This is a genomic window from Bacillus sp. V3B, assembly GCF_024494465.1.
Classification (GTDB): domain Bacteria; phylum Bacillota; class Bacilli; order Bacillales; family Cytobacillaceae; genus Bacillus_BD.
The window spans coordinates 37,033-55,277 of record NZ_JAETXM010000006.1 but is presented as its reverse complement, the minus strand read 5'-3'; the positions used below and the strand labels follow the sequence as shown (position 1 = coordinate 55,277).

The window sequence follows — 18,245 nt, the reverse complement described above, 5'->3', positions numbered from 1 at the left end:
TTGGAGTTCAGCTTATTTTTTTCGTTTAATGTTTTTTACTGTTGTTCAATTAGACTGGTCATTCACGGGGTCTTTAATTGTCTTTTTCATCGTGAAGTCGTCTAGACTTTTGAAGATGTACCCTTGTTTCTTTAGATCTTTAATAACATTTTCTAAGGCATCTGCATTATCTTTTGATACGGTATGAAGCAAGAGGATAGCTCCTGGATGGATTTGCTTCATAATGTTATCGTAGGCATATTGCGCTCCTTTTTGTTGATCGATTTTCCAATCCATATAAGCTAATGACCAAAAGACATGTGTATAGCCTTGTTTATTTGCCAAATCCAGTGTCCGTTCGCTGAAAACCCCTCGCGGTGGCCGTAAATAATTCATCGATTTGTTTCCTGTTAGTTCTTCCGTTTTCTTCCTTACCTTTTCGAGTTCTTCGTAAACCCGCTTATCACTTACTTGTGTTAAGTCAGGATGGTGCCATGAATGATTACCTACAATATGACCTTCCTTCGCCATTCTTTTCACGAGATCAGGTTCCGAATTTAAATAATGGCCTGTCACAAAAAAGATAGCAGGTACTTTTTCTTTCTTTAGGACATCTAAGACTTTACTTGTATAGCCATTTTCATACCCATTATCAAAGGTCAAATAGATCTCTTTCTTCGTTGGATCCCCTTTATAAAAAGACCCATGTTTTTCAAGCAAATCATCCAGTTGTTTTCCTGCTTCAGCTGGAATCCCGTCAGATGCCTTTTTGAATCCCCAATGAATCGGCTTGTTTGAATAACCTTCTGCAGATACACTTGATAGAGAAACAAAAAGTAGGATAAATAAAATAAGAAACGGTTTGAAAAGTAACTTCATATACACACTTCCCTTTTAGGTGATTTCTTGTTATTTCTATTGTTTCTGAGCATGGCAGAATCATGCGTGTTTCACATTTCCAAAAAAAAGCAAAAAGAATGAACCAGGTGGTCCATCCTTTTTACTTCACTTTATTTTATATAGAAAAGACATTTTGCTTATTTAAAAACAGGTTCTTTAAATTGGGCTAATTTTTCAAGTGAAGATTGATCCACATCTTTATGAAGACTGTTTCCATGAGAGTCCATAGTCACAACCGCTGTAAATCCTTCGACTTGTAAATGCCACATCGCTTCAGGGATACCGAATTGAGTTAAGTCTACCCCATCCACTGATTTAATACAGTCCGCATAATATTGTGCCGCACCACCGATGGCATTCAAGTAAACTCCACCGTGCTCTTCAAGAGCAGCCAATGTCTTCGGACCCATTCCCCCTTTGCCGATGACAGCACGAATACCGAATCGTTTCATAATATCACCTTGGTATGGTTCTTCACGAATACTTGTTGTCGGACCAGCTGCTTTCACATGCCATTTTCCATCCTCATCCTTCAACATAACTGGGCCACAATGGTAAATAACTTGCCCGTTTAAATCAACTGGGGAATCATTGTCTGATAAATATTTATGAATCGCATCACGACCAGTATATATTCTGCCATTAATATGAACGACGTCACCGACTTTCAGTTGGCGAATTTGTTCTTCTGTAATAGGAGCTTGTAATTCAACGATATTTACACTTGTTTCTGTTGTAGAAGCTGTTTCTTTTTCCGATTCAGAGGGAGTGAAGTCAATCTTTTCACCTTCTTGGTAATTCCATTCATTAATTTCACCTGTTTCAGAGTGAATTTCAACACCTAAGCGACGGAATGCCCAACAGTTGTAAGCAACAGATACAAAAAAGCTTGCTGGAATACGGTTCATGACACCTACTTTACAGCCAAGTAGTGTTACTTCACCACCAAATCCCATCGTTCCAATTCCTAGTTCATTTGCGTTATCCATGATATATTCTTCGAGCTTGCGTAAGTCTTCATTTGGATTTACGTCATCATTTGAACGGAAAAGCTGTTCTTTTGCTAAATCATAGCCGCTTGAACGATCGCCACCAATTCCAACCCCAATAAATCCTGAACTACATCCTTGTCCTTGTGCTTGATAAACAGAATGGAGGATACATTTTCGGATTCCATCAAGATCACGCCCTGCACGTCCTAGTCCATCTAATTCACAAGGAAGACTGTATTGAATATTTTTATTTTCACAACCGCCACCTTTTAAAATCAAACGAACGTCAATATAATCTTTTTCCCATTGTTCAAATTTAATAACGGGTGTTCCACCACCAAGATTGTCACCACTATTTGCACCTGTTAATGAGTCAACTGAATTTGGACGGAGCTTCCCATTTTTGGTTGCTTGAGCAATCGCATTGTATATCGCCTTTTTCATTTCAATTTGATTGGCTCCAACCGGAGTTTTAATTTTAAAAGTCGGAAGACCCGTATCTTGACAGATTGGAGATACATTATCGTCAGCCATCTTAATATTATTTGTAATGGTTCCAAGAGCCATTGCAGATCTTGTCCCCGCATTTTCTTTCTCTTTTGCAGCCTTAATTGCTCGACGGACATCTTTTGGTAGCTGTGTTGATGTTTCAACTATCAACTTGTACATACTTTCTTGAAATTTCTCTACATTCATGAAATAGTTCCCCTCCCCGTAAATAGCAACCCTATTTTTAGATAATTTAGACACTTCCATTATACTCGTAAGATTTCTATTTTAAAAGATAAAAACAGTCCAATTAAGATTACCTAGACGTTCATGGCGATCACGTTTACTATTTTTTTCGTTTTCGGGCACCATGAACCCTGCTTGGTTACTGCTATTTTTAAATAATATAAAAAAAGAGTCAAAAATCGACTCTTTAAAGGTCCCTGTGATTGAACTCATGGCATTTTGATTCAAGTTCGTCGACCATTTCAATTAAACGATCAATATCATCAAGATCAGTATCCTCTGGATCAATTGCATCTAGTACATCAAGAAACATATTTAAACGCTGCTTCAAAAAAGATACTTGTCTATTTTTATCATGTGTCGGACTACCCAAAAAAATCGCTCCTTTCACTTTCGTAATTTATCCTATCGAAAAACAAGAAATAAGGCAATACTATTTGTCCTCCTCTTCCATTTCTAATTGACAACCACTCTAATTAATTCAATAATGTCTTTGGAGATACAGACATAAGAATACTAGTAGTACATAAGAAGGGAGAATATAATGATTTCCGAAAAAAAGAAAATAGATCCTAACTTCGACCCTTGGGAAGCTTATATGGATGTGACCGAGCACGGAAAACTTACTTTAACAAATGTAGAATTTACAACAACTAATTTATGCAATATGCGCTGTGAGCATTGTGCTGTTGGATACACCTTGCTTCCTAAAGACTCTGATGGTCTTCCACTTACTCTTCTGCTCAATCGGCTCGATGAAATTCCCCATTTACGAACATTAAGTATTACAGGGGGAGAGCCCATTCTTTCTAAGAAATCCGTTAACGAATACGTTATTCCCCTGCTGAAATATGCTTCTGAGCGTGGTGTCAGAACGCAGATCAATTCAAATCTTACTCTTGATCTCGAACGTTATGACGCAATCATCCCTTATTTGGATGTTCTGCATATTTCGCATAATTGGGGTACAGAAGAAGACTTTATCGATGGTGGATTTGCTCGGATGGAACGTAAGCCAACTAGAGAGCAACGGAAAAAACTTTTTAGTCAAATGATTGATAACAGCCGGGCATTAGCTGAAAGTGGTGTCATGGTATCAGCAGAAACCATGTTGAACAAGCGAACCGTGCCCTATTTAGAGACGATTCATAAGCAAATCGTACATGAAATGAAGTGTGGACGTCATGAAATTCATCCTATGTATCCATCAGATTTCGCCTCCTCATTAGAGACATTGAGCCTAGAAGAAATTCGCACTGCTATTCATCATCTTCTAGATATTCGTGATCCGAACAAGTGGATGCTGTTTGGTACGCTACCTTTTTATTCTTGTATGAAAAATGAAGAAGATTTACATCTATTAAAAAGACTAGCTCATGAAAAAATGGTTACTGTTCGAAATGATCCTGATGGTCGCTCCCGCTTAAACGTCAATATTTTCACTGGAGACGTCATTGTTACTGATTTTGGTGATACACCTCCCCTTGGAAACATCCAAGAAGATCAACTGACTACTGTGTTTAATAATTGGTTACAGACAAAACTAGCTACTTCATTAAACTGCCATTGTCCAAGTGTCCGTTGCCTTGGTCCAAATGTATTAGTGAAAAATAGCTATTATCAAAATATTGACTTTCAAAAACAAAAATCATTATTATAAAGAAGACTTCCATCAGTGGGGTTTTTTCTTCATCCCCCACTGATGGTTAGTAGCGCTTATCGGACCTTTACGGGCAGTTGATCCCCCATCTATCTTCATTTGTTATACTCTGAATCTTGAGGTGGGGGTCTTACTGCCCGTTAAGAGTGGGATAAACGGTATCAGGCACCACTAAAGGACAACTGCCTTTTAGTGGTGCCTGATACTTATTAGTTAACGAGGTTGTTCGCTAGCGACAAATTGGAAGGAAACATGATCTTGGATTGGAATCCAAGCACTAATTCCTTGTGAAGTGACATTCTTAATGACAATGGACTTTTTACTACCTTTTAGCATTAAGTACACTTCACCATACGTTATATTTCCCTTTTCGTTAACCGCTGGGGCAAACCCATGTAAATAACCAAGCATTTTAGGAGGAACATTATATACTTGATCTTTTTTCGATCCACCACCAATGACTGTTTCAAACGCTAGTGGCAAACCAGAATTTTGCATCGCTTTCATTAACATCATATTTTTCACTTGATCCGTATTGGAGACCTTTGCCGTTAGCCCTCCACGGACAATTTTTTGTGCCTCTTGTACATAATGAATCTGATATGGAGCAGTTCCACCACGATTATCATAATAATTGGTATTAATTTTTTGATACTCCCAATTTGGTGCTGTCTCAGCCGATTTATAATTAAGTGGCCATTGACCAAGATAAATGATAGCCCGATATCCGATTGCAAACGGAGTACTATTGACTGTTGTTTCATTAAGCATACGAATAAGATCAGGGTTTTCAATTTTCACCTTAGTTGTATCAATAAGTTCTTTTGTCAATTCACTTGGTTCTAATTTCGGCATTTCGACTGCTGGATTTGGATATGTATTTTCTTTCGCAATATTCATAACCGAATTAGGAATCGTAATCGTCTGTTTTGGAGAATGCTTTACCTTTTCTTGCTGCTTTTCTGCCTTGGCAAAAGGAAGAGAAGAAAGAGAAGTAAGCATAAACATAAGCCCCAAAAATAAATAAATCAAATTTTTCTTCATCAGATGAACTCCTTTCAACTCACATCTTGTAAAAATTTCTCCTAGTATATTGTTTTCTGAGTTCATTCAGATTATCCATCTAAAATGAAGAATTTCCCTCTGGTTTATACTCCTGTTATTAAAACTAAAGCTTTGTTCAGGTAATGATTATTAACACAGCCAAAGGTAAAAATCCCCCTAAATGTCTGCAAGCATTTTTCTTTGCCAAAACACGATTGTGTGATAAAGTTGATCCATATAAATGAATATTTAATGAGAGAATTTCTGCTGTCACCATACTGGTGGCAGCTTTCGTGTTTTTTAAGGGTATTGATGTTGATTATTCTTCTCAATAAGAAAGTATTCACTATCAAAACAGTGAAAAAGGAGGAACAAAAATGAATACAGAAACTCAGGTCCTAAAGAACCAAAAAAACGTTCCACAGGAAAGTATATGGGATAAAGCAAAAATCAATTGGGAATTAATTGCTGCAATTATATGTGGAATATTTATTTTTATTGGATGGTTATTCGATCAAAATGGTGCTACAACACTCTCCGTTATGATCTATATCCTTGCATTTGTGATTGGAGGCTTTGCAAAAGCAAAAGAAGGAATTATAGATACAATTGAGAACAAAGAACTTAATGTTGAGATGCTAATGATCTTGGCTGCGATTGGTTCTGCCATTATTGGCTATTGGACAGAAGGAGCCATCCTCATTTTTATTTTTGCCTTAAGTGGCGCTTTAGAAACTTACACAATGAACAAGAGCCATAAGGAAATCTCGTCTCTAATGGAACTTCAACCTGAAGAAGCCTTGCGTGTCATAAATGGAAGGGAAGAGCGCGTTAACGTATCAGATGTATCAATGGGTGACATGATTTTAATTAAACCTGGGGAAAGAGTCCCTGCAGATGGAAAAATTGTAAAAGGATTGACGACCATTGATGAGGCTGCTATTACAGGAGAATCTATTCCTGTTTCAAAAGGAAATCAAGATGATGTATTTGCTGGAACAGTCAATTTAAATGGTTCAATTACGATTGAAATTACAAAACCGACAAGTGAAACATTATTCCAAAAGATTATTGAGTTGGTTCAGTCAGCACAAAGTGAAAAATCCCCTTCGCAATTGTTTATCGAACGCTTTGAAGGAAACTACGTTAAAATCATTTTAGGAATTGTAGTCGTCATGATGTTTCTTCCACATTATCTACTTGGATGGAGCTGGACTGAAACCTTTTATCGGGCGATGGTTTTACTTGTTGTTGCATCTCCTTGTGCCCTAGTTGCATCGATTATGCCAGCTACTCTATCAGCTATTTCAAATGGCGCTAAACGTGGGATTCTTTTTAAAGGTGGCATGCACTTAGAAAATTTAAGTCATGTTCAAGCAATTGCGTTTGACAAAACAGGAACATTAACAAAAGGAAAGCCAGAAGTGACTGATGTAGTTGTTGAAAATGGACTCAATGCGGATGATGTATTGCTTATTGCAGCCTCCATTGAAAGTCATTCCAATCATCCACTTGCCAATTCGATTGTAAAATATGCAAAAGAAAAACTAACGACTAACCTTATACATCCTGAAAGCATTGAAGACGTGGCGGGATGGGGAGTCAAAGCAGTAATTGATCATGAGGAGTGGAAAATTGGGAAAGCTGGATTTGTTAACAAGGAAGATGCTGAAACGTTTGTAGACGGAGCCGAACAAAGGCTTGCAAGTGAAGGAAAAACCGTTGTCTTTGTTCAAAAAGGTGATAGCATTGTTGCGCTCATAGCTCTAAAAGATATCGTACGCGAAGAAACAAAGAATGCAATTGATCAATTAAAGGCACAAGGAATTTATACAATCATGCTAACCGGCGATAGTACAAAAACGGCACAAGCTATTTCTGCTGAAAGTCATGTAGATGAATACATTGCTGAATGCTTGCCAGAAAATAAGGTGGATCACTTAAGACGATTAAAGGAAAAATACGGCACTGTTGCGATGGTGGGCGATGGAATAAATGATGCCCCTGCTCTTGCAACGGCTAACGTTGGAATCGCTATGGGCGGTGGGACCGATGTGGCACTTGAAACAGCTGATATTGTCCTAATGAAAAATGATTTACCACGAATTTCCGAAGCAATTCGGCTATCAAAAAGAATGAATAAAATTGTCAAACAAAATGTTATGTTTTCAATCAGTGTAATCATATTGCTTATTTCATCTAACTTCTTACAAGCGGTAGATTTACCATTAGGTGTACTTGGTCACGAAGGAAGTACGATTTTAGTGATCCTAAATGGTCTAAGATTATTAAAATCCTGATTCCATGTTTTTTAGAAAGGCTATGTTAATGATTTATGTTGAAAATTTTCCTTTGGTGTATGCGGCCATGTGTTTTATTCCATGGAATAACGTAATGGACGCGTATACCAAAGGCATTTAAAGCATCAACAATATTGTTTAACAAAACCATTAGAACAAGAAAAGGTCTAGGACCCTCGAGGTCCCAGACCTTTCTTGTTCTAATGGTAACCGTTTTGACCATTTGCTGAACTAGATGTTTTTTGATTTGGCTTATTTTTACCCTTTTGTTTTGTTCCACCATCTTTTTTTGTCTGTTTCGCCATTGTATTCCCTCCTGCAATCATAGTGGGATCTCTTCTTCCCCCAACTATATTTTTGACAGAAAGAATGGAATTAAAGATGGAAACTCAAGGGAATTTCAGCAGTCCGTTTTTACTTTAATATAAAAAGCGTTTACTTCCCCACCAATAATAATGATAATCCCTGAAATATAAAACCAGATCATTAACACGATAATAGCCCCAATACTTCCGTAAGTGGCTGAATAATTTCCGAAATTACTTACATAAAATGAAAAAGCATATGAAGTTAAAATCCAACCCACCGTGGCAAAGACAGCTCCCGGTATTGCACTCCGACAAGCGAACTTCTTGTTCGGTGCCAACCAATAAAGTCCAATAAAAATAACAAAAATAATAACTGAACTAATGAGCCACCGGAAAGCATTCCATCCCTTAATAAATTCGTCAGATAATTTAAATATTGAAAAAAGAAAAACACCAATTTGCTTACCAAACACAGGTAGAATAAGTGCCACGACAATGACAAGAATCATGGCTAATGTTAAAAGAATAGCCATCATCCGTGTCTTGAGAAAAGAGCGACCTTCTTTTACCTCATACGCTCTATTTAAAGCTTTGACGATTGCATTTATGCCATTAGATGCAGACCAAATGGTACCAATAATCCCAAGGGATAAAAGGGCACCATTTTTTTGTGACATTTGTGCAAGATTTGTTTCAATCAATTCCATCGTACCACTGGGAGCAAAATCACGAACTAAGCTGAGCAGATCTTCTTGTGTAATTGGTAAATATGGAAATAAGGTTACGATAAAAATAAGAAGTGGGAACAATGACAGCAAGAAAAAATAAGCTAATTGGGCTGCAATTCCAAAATAGTCATCTTTCTGAAACCTTTTCCATAAATGTTGAACAAACTCCATTAATTTCCTCATGCCCACCATCCAATCTCGGTTGAAACGAAACACCTTCATTATTCTGCTTATCTGACAGAAAAATATTAGCTTCTATTCATTTCCCATAGATCATTCTATTATGAGTTCGGTATCATCGTGGCTTTTACATCAGATTCATCCTCGTTTTCATTATCAGGACTTTCTACAAAAACTTCTTTTGTATCTTTTACCAGATCCGCTACTTGAGGCTTTATTTCTTTAAGTTCTTCAATTTTCTCAGAAATGAAAGCAATCTCTTCCCCAACTTCTTCCATTGTTGAACATATTTTTCTAGTTGATTCTTTCACACAATTAACTGCTTCTTGGGGATGTTTGGCATAATACTTCATTTTACCCGTTGTTTTTTGGCAATTTCCTATGACCGTGTATCTCGTTGTACGATCCAATAAACTGAGTGCTCCACCAGCAATCGCACCTAATACAACGCCCTTCCAGAACTTCGTATTACTCATCTTCTTTCTTTAGCCTCCTTCTCTTTATTTTCTTTTATTCTACAGCCTACTGTAACTCATAGCTATATTTTAAGCTTTACACTATATCAAATTCGCCCCGCCGAATTTGCGCCCGGATTTTTATCACGCTTCAGAAAGCCACATCCTGTGGCTTTCGCCTGACTAGGACGTCCTGTCCGTCGTCGAGCTCGCTCGATAAATGACCTTTAAAAAATCCGAGGCATCCGCCGGAGGCTTAACTTCATTCAGCCGGGGTTTGAACCCCCACTGAATCAGAGAGCTTTTTGCATTCATCCCCCACTTACAGAAGTGGAGGACTTCTGCTGAATGAAGTTAAATATGATTGACATTCTTAAAGGAACATGGAAAGATGAAAAGAACGTAGAAACAGTTTATGACCTCGAGTTCCTAGCTAGCTGTCAAAACTAGAAAACCAAAAGTACAGATGTAGATAAATTGAGAGGATGGGAAACATAATGAACTTAACTGAAAAATCAGTAGAAAATGTAGAGTTTATGATAGAAAAAATAAAGGAAAAACTAAAGGTGTTAAATCTTGGTGCAATCAAACCATCTCACTTTGATGAGAACATGTATGAAGAATTAAAAGAAATCTACGAACTAGTCATGAAGAAAAACTCCTTTAGCCCGAATGAAATGCAAGCAATTGCCGAAGAACTAGGAAACCTAAGAAAACAATCATAGAATTTTCAATATTATGCGACCCTATTTCTCCATAAAATAGAGTCGCTTTTTTTTGAACAATTCTATAACTTTCCAACCTAGCACTCCAACAAAATGAATCTTCCATTAGTCACAGTCTTACTGTCCGTTAAACTGTGACTAATTCAAGCTTAAGATTCTTCTTGATCTGTTAAGATGAACGGGCCGTCTTTTGTGATGGCAATCGTATGCTCATATTGAGCAGAATACTGTCCATCTTCCGTTCTTGATGTCCATCCGTTATTATCCATCTTCATTCTAAATGTTCCAACATTAACCATAGGCTCAATTGTAAATACCATACCTTCTTTTATCCGTGGACCTTTCCCAGGAATCCCATAGTGAGGTACATCAGGCTTTTCATGGATCACATTTCCAATTCCATGACCAATAAACTCACGAACAACCGAAAAACCTTCCCCTTCTACATAGGTTTGAATCGCATGTCCGATATCTCCGATTCTATTGCCTACTTTCGCTTGCTCAATCCCTATATAGAGTGCTTTTTTTGTCACATCCAACAATTTCTGATTCGTCTCAGATACCTCTCCTACTGCATATGACCAAGCAGAATCCGCTAGAGAACCATTATAATTAACCACCATATCGATTGTTACGATATCCCCATTATTTAACTTCTCTTTCCTTGGAAACCCATGGCAAATTTCATCATTAATACTCGCACATGTTGCAAACTCATACCCTTTATAACCCTTTTGTTCAGGAGTTGCTCCTTGTTTTTTTAAATACTTGTCAACGAACTCTTCAATTTCCCATGTCGTCACACCTGGTTTAATCATTTTAGCTAAACGCCTATGAACGGAAGCTAGAATTTCACCAGCTTCCTTCATTTTTTCAATTTCTCTTTTTGATTTTAAAACAATCATTCGTATAGCCCCTCTTCCATTCAGTAAAAGTAAACTCATCTATATTCATTGTATGTTTTTTCATGCAAGCTTGCAAAATGAAAAAGTTGAGAAAATAGACAATTAGTTATTGGAAAAATATAAACTTATATTATAATTTATTGGTGGAAGTAAAAACTCCCCTCATTAGGAGATATTAAAGACTGTTAAAGTAAGATACAATATAAATATCTAGTGAAACGCATAATCAAATGGATAGAACCATATGTTCTTAATATGGAACTTTTTCTCTATTTTTGTTATTATACTAATATATACTAAAAGAAGTGAGTGAATTAAATGATTGGTGATCGCGTTAAAAAACTTCGACAAGAAAAGAAAATGTCATTATCAGAACTCGCTCTCAAAGCTGGAGTAGCAAAGTCATACTTAAGTTCCCTCGAAAGAAATTTGCAAACAAATCCTTCTGTACAGTTTTTGGAGAAAATTTCAACAGTACTTGGGGTACCTGTGGATAATCTTATCCTCGAACATCCTAACAAAGAGGATCTCGATTCAGAATGGATGAAATTGGTACAAGAAGCTATGACATCAGGAGTATCTAAAGAGCAATTTCGTGAATTCCTTGAATTTAATAAATGGAAAGGTAATCAACAAAATAAATCAGAATAGAAGCCTTTTTAAGATCCTTCCTAAGGATGAATTAGGTCGTTTAAATAGTAAACAGCTTTAATCAAAACTTTTTCAAGTAAACAATAAACTCCAGCATCATTCTTGTCTCGGGACTCTCTAGTAAAAAGAACGTGCAGGAGTTTACTTACTTGTGTTTAAAAAACAAAAAGTACTCCCCAATTGAGAAATACTTAACCAATTCCTGTTTGTTTAGTCAATAATGACTCTATCTATTACCGTCTCCCTTTGTAAAAATGTTTGAATCTCTTCCTTTTTAATTCCTAAATTCTTCGCTTCCAAAATAAGTTGAATCCACTCGATATCAAATCCTTTATTTTTCTCCTTTTTTTCTACCACAAATAATCCTCCTAAATATCATCATAGTATGATTATTCTAATATGCTTGACTAGTCAGCTTCTTCAGCTGATATTGAGTTTATCTTTTCTGTTTTTTAAATTATAGTTTGTATTGTAACCTATGTAAGTAGAAAATAATGTAAATTTTTGTCGCACTATTATTTTTTTTTGAAATTTAACAAGAATTAATAGTTCCTAATTCCTTGAAACACTCCATTAGCCCTGAGAATTTCATCTTACCTTTTAAACTTATTTGTATTTCTTAAGTTTCATATAAATGGGGATAGAGTCAGTTTTAATCCGTTCAAAAGTAATAGCATTAAAAAACGGAAACTCCGTTAAATCAGAACCACAAACTGGACAAATCCACTTACCTATTTCGCTACTGCTATACGAAGGTCTATTACATCTATCACAATTTTTCCTGTAAATGGTCATCACCTGATTTCTACTATTTTTTTACATTTATTCAATTTGTTCTTTTTATAGAACTTATGACTTAAGTATAGTTCGAATGAATGATTTTTAAAAATACTAAAACTTCCCATTTATTCGTTAAAAAGAACACTTATTGCTTACTTCCTCCATTTTCCTCTTTTATTCTCATTATTACTTATTTTTTAATGAACAATTCGTTCTTTATAATAGATTTACAAAGATTATTACAACAGATCGTTTCTTTTCCTTTAGATAAAATTCTTAAAATATGCAATTATTAACCCAATCATTACTTTACACTTAACCTTTCACTTCTACCTTAAAAGGCAAACCATTCTTAGATAACTGCTTTTCATAAAGAAATAATGATAATTAATTAACAGGAGAGAGATATGGTGAAATATCGTATGAAATATTTGAGGTTACAAAGAGGTTATTCTATCAGTAAACTCTCGGAGAAAACTGGAATTTCAAAATCATACTTAAGCTATATTGAACGGGGCATTCAAAAAAATCCTTCTCTTCATATATTATCAAGGCTCGCAAACTCTTTAGATACAACATTAGAGGACTTACTTGATGATCATAAACAACAGACAGAATTAGATGAAAAGTGGATTGATGAGGAATGGATGCAAATTTTTTCAGAGGCTATTGAACACGGAATAACAAAAGAAGACTTCTCTCTTTATATAGATTTCATTAAATTCAAAAGAAGTAATAAAGATCAATGAATGACCACTTTCAATGCATTGTCCTTTAAGAATAAGGCTGTGTTAAACAATCGTATTGATGCTCTAATGACCTTTGGTTTATGCGGTCATTTATCAACAATAGTCATTAACACACCCAGGAATAAAAAAGACCTCAAGAGGTTCACAAAAACCTCATGAGATCCTTTTTTATTCATCTATTTTTAATCCATTCTAGGGAGAATTAAAATTTCTACCCGCCTATTTTGAGACCTACCTTCTGCAGTATCATTTGATGCAATCGGTTGAAACTCTCCATTCCCTCGTGAACTAAACAATTCAGGATGTAAATTTTCATTTTTAAGCAAAATTTTCATGAAATTAACTGCTCTCATCACGCTTAATTCCCAGTTTGACCCAAACTCTGCATTATTCATCGGAACATTGTCTGTGTGTCCACTTACAATAATACTTCTTGGAATATCCATTTCAAGAAGTTTAGAAATCTCATTCGCAATAATGATGTCTTCTTGTCGAACATCAGCACTTCCTGGTGCAAAAAGGACATTATCTCGAATTGTAATAGATAATCCTTCAAATGTTAAAGAAGTCTCTAACTGATTTCCTAATCCATTTTCTTCAATATATACATTAATCCGTTCTTGAATTTCTTTTACTCTCTCGAACTCAGCCAACTGTTCAGCCGTGTACTCAGGAATAGACTCAGAATCTTCCTTGTCCTCTGTTTCTTCTTCCTGCTTATCTGTTTCTTCTTCTTGCTCGTCTGTTTCTCCAACATCTACCTCTGGTATAGGACTAGGAAAGTTAAAAACCCCTGTTCCTCCATTTAATTCTGCATTAAAGGCATTCGATAAAGATTCGAACTTTTGAGAGTCAATTGCACTACTAGCAAACAAAACAATAAAGAGCGCAACTAATAAAGTCAATAAATCCGAGTAAGGAAGTAACCAAGATTCATCTATATGCTCTTCATGATGCTTCTTCTTTCTACGCCTGCTCATTATTCGTCACGCTGCCTTCTTCAAGAAATTTCCTTCTTTCGCCAGCTGGAAGATAAGAAGCCAATTTTTGTTCAATAACCCTTGGTGCTTCCCCTTCCAAAATAGATAAAATTCCCTCAATCATCATGTATTTATGCTGTGACTCAATTTTTGATTTTCTTTTTAATTTGTTAGCAAATGGATGCCAAAGCACGTACCCAGTAAAAATCCCGAGCAAAGTAGCAATGAATGCGGCACTAATGGCATGCCCCAAAGCGTTGGTATCCCTCATATCTCCTAGAGCAGCAATTAAACCAATAACCGCTCCCAAAACCCCGAGAGTTGGTGCATACGTACCTGCCTGGGTAAATATTAATGCTCCTGCCTGATGCCTTTCCTCCATCGCTTCTATTTCTTCTGATAACACATCACGAATATAATCAGCGTTTTGTCCATCTACCGCAAGAGACAAGCCATTCCTTAAGAATGGATCATCTACCTCGGTGATTTTCGACTCAAGTGCAAGTAAACCCTCTTTTCTCGCTAGCTGTGCTAAGTCAGAAAATAATGTAATTAATTCAGTTGTTTTCGTCATTTTTTTCTCTTTAAAAAGGACACCAAACAACTTAGGTATTCTTTTTAGTTCTGACATTGGAAACGCAATCGTGATAGACGCAATTGTTCCCGCGATAATAATCAAAAAGGCTGCCTCATTTGCAAGTGCATCTAGAGGTACTCCCTTCATCACCATTCCAACCCCTACTGCAACAATTCCTAAAATAACACCAATTAATGTAGCTAAATCCATCCATATCACCTATCTTATTTAAATCTTGATTTTTATAACACAAGAAACTACAAACTATGGAGTTTTTCAACAACTAGTACAAAACGAACAGCCGTTCATTGGATTAAACTGATACAATAATCCCATAATCACTTTCATAGTTTCATACTATAATATATTTCGTCATAATTCGAACTTTATTTAGGACTTTTTTAAGATGAAGAAAAAATGTAGAGATAAAAATATGAAATTTGAAGAAAAAAGAAAAATAATGCTCTCAGGGGAAAGAGCATTATTTTTGGGTCCATCGTTCTATTCATCAATTTAATGAGGGGAGGGATAAAACATTCTTTTTGTAAATGTTTGAACAATATTATTATAAGATGTTTTCGTTGAGATATCCATGAACAATTTGTGAAATATTTCACAAATATTCGACCCTTCAACAGAAGATATATGAAAAAATATAATGTATGTGCCATGCATGTTCATAACTTAGTGGTCCCATATACCAAAAACTTTTAAATCATTAACATTGTTGCTTAACGAAGTCCTTTTTTAAAATAAGGATGACTCTTTACATGGAATAAATGACGGCCATTCAACAAAAACTATACATTGATGATAGAAAGGAGTGTGCAAGCATGGCTCGTGGCAAGCATTTTGAACACAAAAAGAAAAACCATCCTGGAAATTTTCCAGACAACACATTAGTTGAACGACACACAACAGAAGCTCAAGAAGATGAAGAACTTCTTGTTACCCAGGAAGCCTTTAAAAACCGAATCGAAGAAGATGAATAAAACAGAAGAAACCGTCCCGCACCGCTTTCAAGCAGTGCGGGACGGTTTCTTGTTTGATATAATGACATAGAAGTTTGAAACAAGAAAGGGAGTTTTTATGAAGTCACTCGTACTTGCTGAAAAGCCAAGTGTAGCACGCGAAATTGCTCGTGTACTCGGTTGTAAGCAATCACATAAAAGTTATCTAGAAGGAAATGATTATATTGTTACATGGGCACTTGGTCATTTAATTGAATTGAAAATGCCTGAACATTACGATAAGCGCTATGCAACATGGAATCTCGAAGATTTGCCGATTATCCCTGAAAAAATGGGCTTAAAGGTCATGAAGCAAACAACCCATCAATTCCGAGCCATTGAACAGCTTGCCAAAAGAAAAGATATAAAAGAGTGTATTATTGCAACAGATGCGGGCCGCGAAGGAGAGCTTGTTGCTCGTTGGATCCTAGAAAAAATTCGTTGGAATAGACCACTAAAACGACTTTGGATCTCTTCACAAACCGATCGTGCAATCAAGGATGGATTTAAAAAACTAAAACCAGGGAAGGATTTTGAGCCTCTTTATCAATCAGCTGTCTGTCGTGCAGAAGCAGATTGGTTAATTGGATTGAATGTAACACGGGCCTTAACAACCAAATATAAAGATCCGCTCTCTGCTGGACGTGTGCAAACACCAACCTTATCGTTAATCATGGAGCGAGAAAATCAAATTAATAAATTTGTCCCACAACCATATTGGACCATTCGAGCTGAAATTGGTCCCCTGAAGGCTGATTGGGAAAAAAATGGAGAAAAACGGCTATTTACGAAGGAAAAAGCAGACGCGATCTTTAATCTTATTCACGACAAACAGGCAAAAGTGAGAACACTCTCTCGTAAAGATAAAAGTGAACAACAGCCGCTCCCATATGATTTAACGGAACTACAACGTGATGCCAATAAACGATTTGGATTCTCGGCAAAAAAGACATTAACCGTATTACAGCGACTATATGAGCAATACAAGCTTGTAACGTATCCTCGTACAGACTCACGTTATTTAACGAATGATATGGAAGCAACCATGCTTGATCGACTGCATGCCATTTCTTCTGTTTATCGGGATGAAGTGCGCCCCCTTCTGGCTGCAAAAGGAAAGGTTGCGGCAAAGCGGGTATTTAATAATGATAAAGTATCAGATCATCATGCGATTATTCCGACAGAAGAAAGAGTACATATCAGTGATTTATCACCTGATGAAAGGAAACTATATGACCTCATTGCACGTCGCTTTCTCACACTTTTTTACCCTCCATATAAATATGAGGTCGTTCATGCAGAGTTTGATGTGAACGGTGAAACTTTCATGGCGAAAGAAACGATTGTCGTGGATGCCGGTTTTAAAAAAGTAAGTGGAAAAGAACAAGAAATTGCAGGGAAACAATCTCTTTCCCAACTTGTTAAAGGGCAAACATTCACAGTGAAGTCAGTTGATATAAATGAAAAGCTAACAGAACCACCTCTCCGTTACTCGGAAGCTGATGTTCTAACTCAAATGGAGAAATACGGATTAGGTACACCAGCAACAAGAGCTGAGATCATTGAACGACTTCTTGGAACCGAAGTAGTTGAACGGCAAAATGCTCGCCTCTACCCAACAAAAAAAGGCAAGCAACTCATGGATTTAGTTAATAATGATCTAAAGTCACCTGATTTAACTGCCAAGTGGGAAAAAGAGTTAGAGAAAATCGCCCGAGGACAAGCGGATCCAAAACAGTTTTTAGCTAATATTCGTGAGCAAACGAGACGACTAGTGTCTGAAGTCAAGCAAAGTAACCAATCCTATCGTGCCCACAATTTAACTGGATCCAAATGTCCTGAATGTGAATCATTCTTGAAAGAAAGAAACACAAAAGATGGAAAGTTCCTTGTTTGTTCAAATGTAGAATGTCATTACCGAAGAAGAAAAGATCCAAAGCTTTCAAACCGTCGCTGTCCTCAGTGTCATAAAAAGATGGAGATTCATAATGGAAAAGCAGGTGCCTATTTCCAATGCCGCCGCTGTAATATAGTGGAGAAAGCCGAAGAACGCAAAAAGACTGTGACAAAACGAGAAGAACGAAAACTCGTACAAAAATATTCACAAAATGACTCATTCGGTACAAGCCTAGGTGATCTACTCAAGGATGCATTGAAAGATAATAAAGAATAACCAATCATACGACAAAAGGTGGCCCAGATATAGAGGCCGCCTTTTCTATTTTTGTACATGACTAAGTCTTTCATCGTGACCGTTCTCTCAATTTCTTCTCATTTTCGAACACCAAACCCTCCTTGATGACCAATTCCCTAGTTTCCCCCATTTTCAGGCACCATGGACCTTTCTTGATGCTCCTTGATTCTAACTCATTTCATTTAATAAGTTACTCGCGAATCACCGATTATTTAACCTATTTCCGTTTAAATGATCATATCTATTTAATAATAATGAAGTTAATTGAAACACTCATATTTTCTTTTATAATCTAAAAAAGCTACAATGAATATAAAGAAAACTTCCATCAGTTGGTTTTTTTCCCATCCCGCACGGATGGTTAGTCACACTTATCCGATCTTTATGGGCAGT

The 18,245-nt window shown here is 36.5% G+C and carries 17 protein-coding genes; 7 read left to right on the top strand and 10 right to left on the bottom strand.

Annotated elements, in window-relative coordinates; all coding sequences use genetic code 11:
* Positions 1-45: 45 nt before the first annotated feature.
* The 3 genes from pdaA to JMM81_RS09660 form a co-directional block, all read right to left on the bottom strand.
* Positions 46-858, bottom strand: coding sequence for a delta-lactam-biosynthetic de-N-acetylase (pdaA, locus tag JMM81_RS09670; RefSeq protein ID WP_256241367.1), 813 nt, complete (start codon positions 856-858; stop codon positions 46-48).
* 158 nt (positions 859-1,016) lie between these two features.
* A complete protein-coding gene (locus JMM81_RS09665; protein WP_256241366.1) occupies positions 1,017-2,567 on the bottom strand; it encodes a fumarate hydratase in 1,551 nt (516 codons plus the stop codon).
* Between the two features lie 226 nt (positions 2,568-2,793).
* Complete coding sequence (locus JMM81_RS09660; protein ID WP_256241365.1) at positions 2,794-2,979, bottom strand: SE1561 family protein; 186 nt, start codon at positions 2,977-2,979, stop codon at positions 2,794-2,796.
* Positions 2,980-3,150: 171 nt separating this feature from the next.
* Here JMM81_RS09660 and yfkAB point away from each other — a divergent pair, with 171 nt between their 5' ends.
* Positions 3,151-4,266 carry a radical SAM/CxCxxxxC motif protein YfkAB gene (gene yfkAB / locus JMM81_RS09655; RefSeq protein WP_256241364.1) on the top strand — a complete coding sequence of 372 codons (1,116 nt, stop codon included), beginning with the start codon at positions 3,151-3,153 and terminating at the stop codon, positions 4,264-4,266.
* Positions 4,267-4,479: 213 nt separating this feature from the next.
* On the opposite strand, the gene JMM81_RS09650 is transcribed toward yfkAB, so the two are convergent.
* The gene (locus JMM81_RS09650; protein ID WP_256241363.1) at positions 4,480-5,310 is read right to left on the bottom strand and encodes a YfkD famly protein; all 831 of its coding nucleotides are present in this window, start codon (positions 5,308-5,310) and stop codon (positions 4,480-4,482) included.
* Between the two features lie 377 nt (positions 5,311-5,687).
* Between JMM81_RS09650 and JMM81_RS09645 the strand changes: the two genes are divergently transcribed.
* Complete coding sequence (locus tag JMM81_RS09645) at positions 5,688-7,610, top strand: heavy metal translocating P-type ATPase (protein WP_256241362.1); 1,923 nt, start codon at positions 5,688-5,690, stop codon at positions 7,608-7,610.
* A 400-nt stretch (positions 7,611-8,010) separates the two neighbouring features.
* On the opposite strand, the gene JMM81_RS09640 is transcribed toward JMM81_RS09645, so the two are convergent.
* Positions 8,011-8,817, bottom strand: a complete 807-nt coding sequence (locus JMM81_RS09640) for a YihY/virulence factor BrkB family protein (protein ID WP_256241361.1) — start codon at positions 8,815-8,817, stop codon at positions 8,011-8,013.
* 110 nt (positions 8,818-8,927) lie between these two features.
* Positions 8,928-9,302, bottom strand: a complete 375-nt coding sequence (locus tag JMM81_RS09635; protein WP_256241360.1) for a YtxH domain-containing protein — start codon at positions 9,300-9,302, stop codon at positions 8,928-8,930.
* A 476-nt stretch (positions 9,303-9,778) separates the two neighbouring features.
* Between JMM81_RS09635 and JMM81_RS09630 the strand changes: the two genes are divergently transcribed.
* On the top strand, positions 9,779-10,006 hold the full coding sequence (locus JMM81_RS09630; RefSeq protein ID WP_256241359.1) for a DUF1128 domain-containing protein: 228 nt from the start codon (positions 9,779-9,781) through the stop codon (positions 10,004-10,006).
* A 149-nt stretch (positions 10,007-10,155) separates the two neighbouring features.
* Here the strand turns inward: JMM81_RS09630 and map are convergent, their stop codons facing one another.
* The gene (map, locus tag JMM81_RS09625) at positions 10,156-10,911 is read right to left on the bottom strand and encodes a type I methionyl aminopeptidase (RefSeq protein WP_256241358.1); all 756 of its coding nucleotides are present in this window, start codon (positions 10,909-10,911) and stop codon (positions 10,156-10,158) included.
* Between the two features lie 318 nt (positions 10,912-11,229).
* Here map and JMM81_RS09620 point away from each other — a divergent pair, with 318 nt between their 5' ends.
* Positions 11,230-11,562: a helix-turn-helix domain-containing protein gene (locus JMM81_RS09620; protein WP_256241357.1), complete on the top strand. Its 333-nt coding sequence runs from the start codon at positions 11,230-11,232 to the stop codon at positions 11,560-11,562.
* Between the two features lie 210 nt (positions 11,563-11,772).
* On the opposite strand, the gene JMM81_RS09615 is transcribed toward JMM81_RS09620, so the two are convergent.
* Positions 11,773-11,919, bottom strand: coding sequence for an anti-repressor SinI family protein (locus JMM81_RS09615; RefSeq protein WP_256241356.1), 147 nt, complete (start codon positions 11,917-11,919; stop codon positions 11,773-11,775).
* An 830-nt stretch (positions 11,920-12,749) separates the two neighbouring features.
* On the opposite strand from JMM81_RS09615, the gene JMM81_RS09610 reads away from it, so the two are divergent.
* On the top strand, positions 12,750-13,091 hold the full coding sequence (locus tag JMM81_RS09610) for a helix-turn-helix domain-containing protein (RefSeq protein ID WP_256241355.1): 342 nt from the start codon (positions 12,750-12,752) through the stop codon (positions 13,089-13,091).
* A gap of 182 nt (positions 13,092-13,273) precedes the next feature.
* Here JMM81_RS09610 and motB read toward each other — a convergent pair whose 3' ends face one another.
* The gene (motB, locus tag JMM81_RS09605; RefSeq protein ID WP_256241354.1) at positions 13,274-14,071 is read right to left on the bottom strand and encodes a flagellar motor protein MotB; all 798 of its coding nucleotides are present in this window, start codon (positions 14,069-14,071) and stop codon (positions 13,274-13,276) included.
* Positions 14,058-14,858: a flagellar motor stator protein MotA gene (gene motA, locus JMM81_RS09600; protein WP_256241353.1), complete on the bottom strand. Its 801-nt coding sequence runs from the start codon at positions 14,856-14,858 to the stop codon at positions 14,058-14,060. The genes motB and motA overlap by 14 nt, the downstream gene beginning before the upstream one ends.
* Before the next feature lie 623 nt (positions 14,859-15,481).
* Between motA and JMM81_RS09595 the strand changes: the two genes are divergently transcribed.
* Together JMM81_RS09595 and JMM81_RS09590 are read left to right on the top strand one after the other, a co-directional pair.
* Complete coding sequence (locus tag JMM81_RS09595) at positions 15,482-15,640, top strand: hypothetical protein (RefSeq protein ID WP_256241352.1); 159 nt, start codon at positions 15,482-15,484, stop codon at positions 15,638-15,640.
* Between the two features lie 97 nt (positions 15,641-15,737).
* Complete coding sequence (locus JMM81_RS09590; RefSeq protein WP_256241351.1) at positions 15,738-17,831, top strand: DNA topoisomerase III; 2,094 nt, start codon at positions 15,738-15,740, stop codon at positions 17,829-17,831.
* Positions 17,832-18,245: the final 414 nt, after the last annotated feature.

What these genes read in the sequence shown, in the direction of transcription:
- pdaA (WP_256241367.1), bottom strand. Translation starts at nt 858, where the DNA reads ATGAAGTTACTTTTCAAACCGTTTCTTATTTTATTTATCCTACTTTTT.
- JMM81_RS09665 (WP_256241366.1), bottom strand. Translation starts at nt 2,567, where the DNA reads ATGAATGTAGAGAAATTTCAAGAAAGTATGTACAAGTTGATAGTTGAA.
- yfkAB (WP_256241364.1), top strand. Translation starts at nt 3,151, where the DNA reads ATGATTTCCGAAAAAAAGAAAATAGATCCTAACTTCGACCCTTGGGAA.
- JMM81_RS09650 (WP_256241363.1), bottom strand. Translation starts at nt 5,310, where the DNA reads ATGAAGAAAAATTTGATTTATTTATTTTTGGGGCTTATGTTTATGCTT.
- JMM81_RS09645 (WP_256241362.1), top strand. Translation starts at nt 5,688, where the DNA reads ATGAATACAGAAACTCAGGTCCTAAAGAACCAAAAAAACGTTCCACAG.
- JMM81_RS09640 (WP_256241361.1), bottom strand. Translation starts at nt 8,817, where the DNA reads ATGGAGTTTGTTCAACATTTATGGAAAAGGTTTCAGAAAGATGACTAT.
- JMM81_RS09635 (WP_256241360.1), bottom strand. Translation starts at nt 9,302, where the DNA reads ATGAGTAATACGAAGTTCTGGAAGGGCGTTGTATTAGGTGCGATTGCT.
- JMM81_RS09630 (WP_256241359.1), top strand. Translation starts at nt 9,779, where the DNA reads ATGAACTTAACTGAAAAATCAGTAGAAAATGTAGAGTTTATGATAGAA.
- map (WP_256241358.1), bottom strand. Translation starts at nt 10,911, where the DNA reads ATGATTGTTTTAAAATCAAAAAGAGAAATTGAAAAAATGAAGGAAGCT.
- JMM81_RS09620 (WP_256241357.1), top strand. Translation starts at nt 11,230, where the DNA reads ATGATTGGTGATCGCGTTAAAAAACTTCGACAAGAAAAGAAAATGTCA.
- JMM81_RS09610 (WP_256241355.1), top strand. Translation starts at nt 12,750, where the DNA reads ATGGTGAAATATCGTATGAAATATTTGAGGTTACAAAGAGGTTATTCT.
- motB (WP_256241354.1), bottom strand. Translation starts at nt 14,071, where the DNA reads ATGAGCAGGCGTAGAAAGAAGAAGCATCATGAAGAGCATATAGATGAA.
- motA (WP_256241353.1), bottom strand. Translation starts at nt 14,858, where the DNA reads ATGGATTTAGCTACATTAATTGGTGTTATTTTAGGAATTGTTGCAGTA.
- JMM81_RS09595 (WP_256241352.1), top strand. Translation starts at nt 15,482, where the DNA reads ATGGCTCGTGGCAAGCATTTTGAACACAAAAAGAAAAACCATCCTGGA.
- JMM81_RS09590 (WP_256241351.1), top strand. Translation starts at nt 15,738, where the DNA reads ATGAAGTCACTCGTACTTGCTGAAAAGCCAAGTGTAGCACGCGAAATT.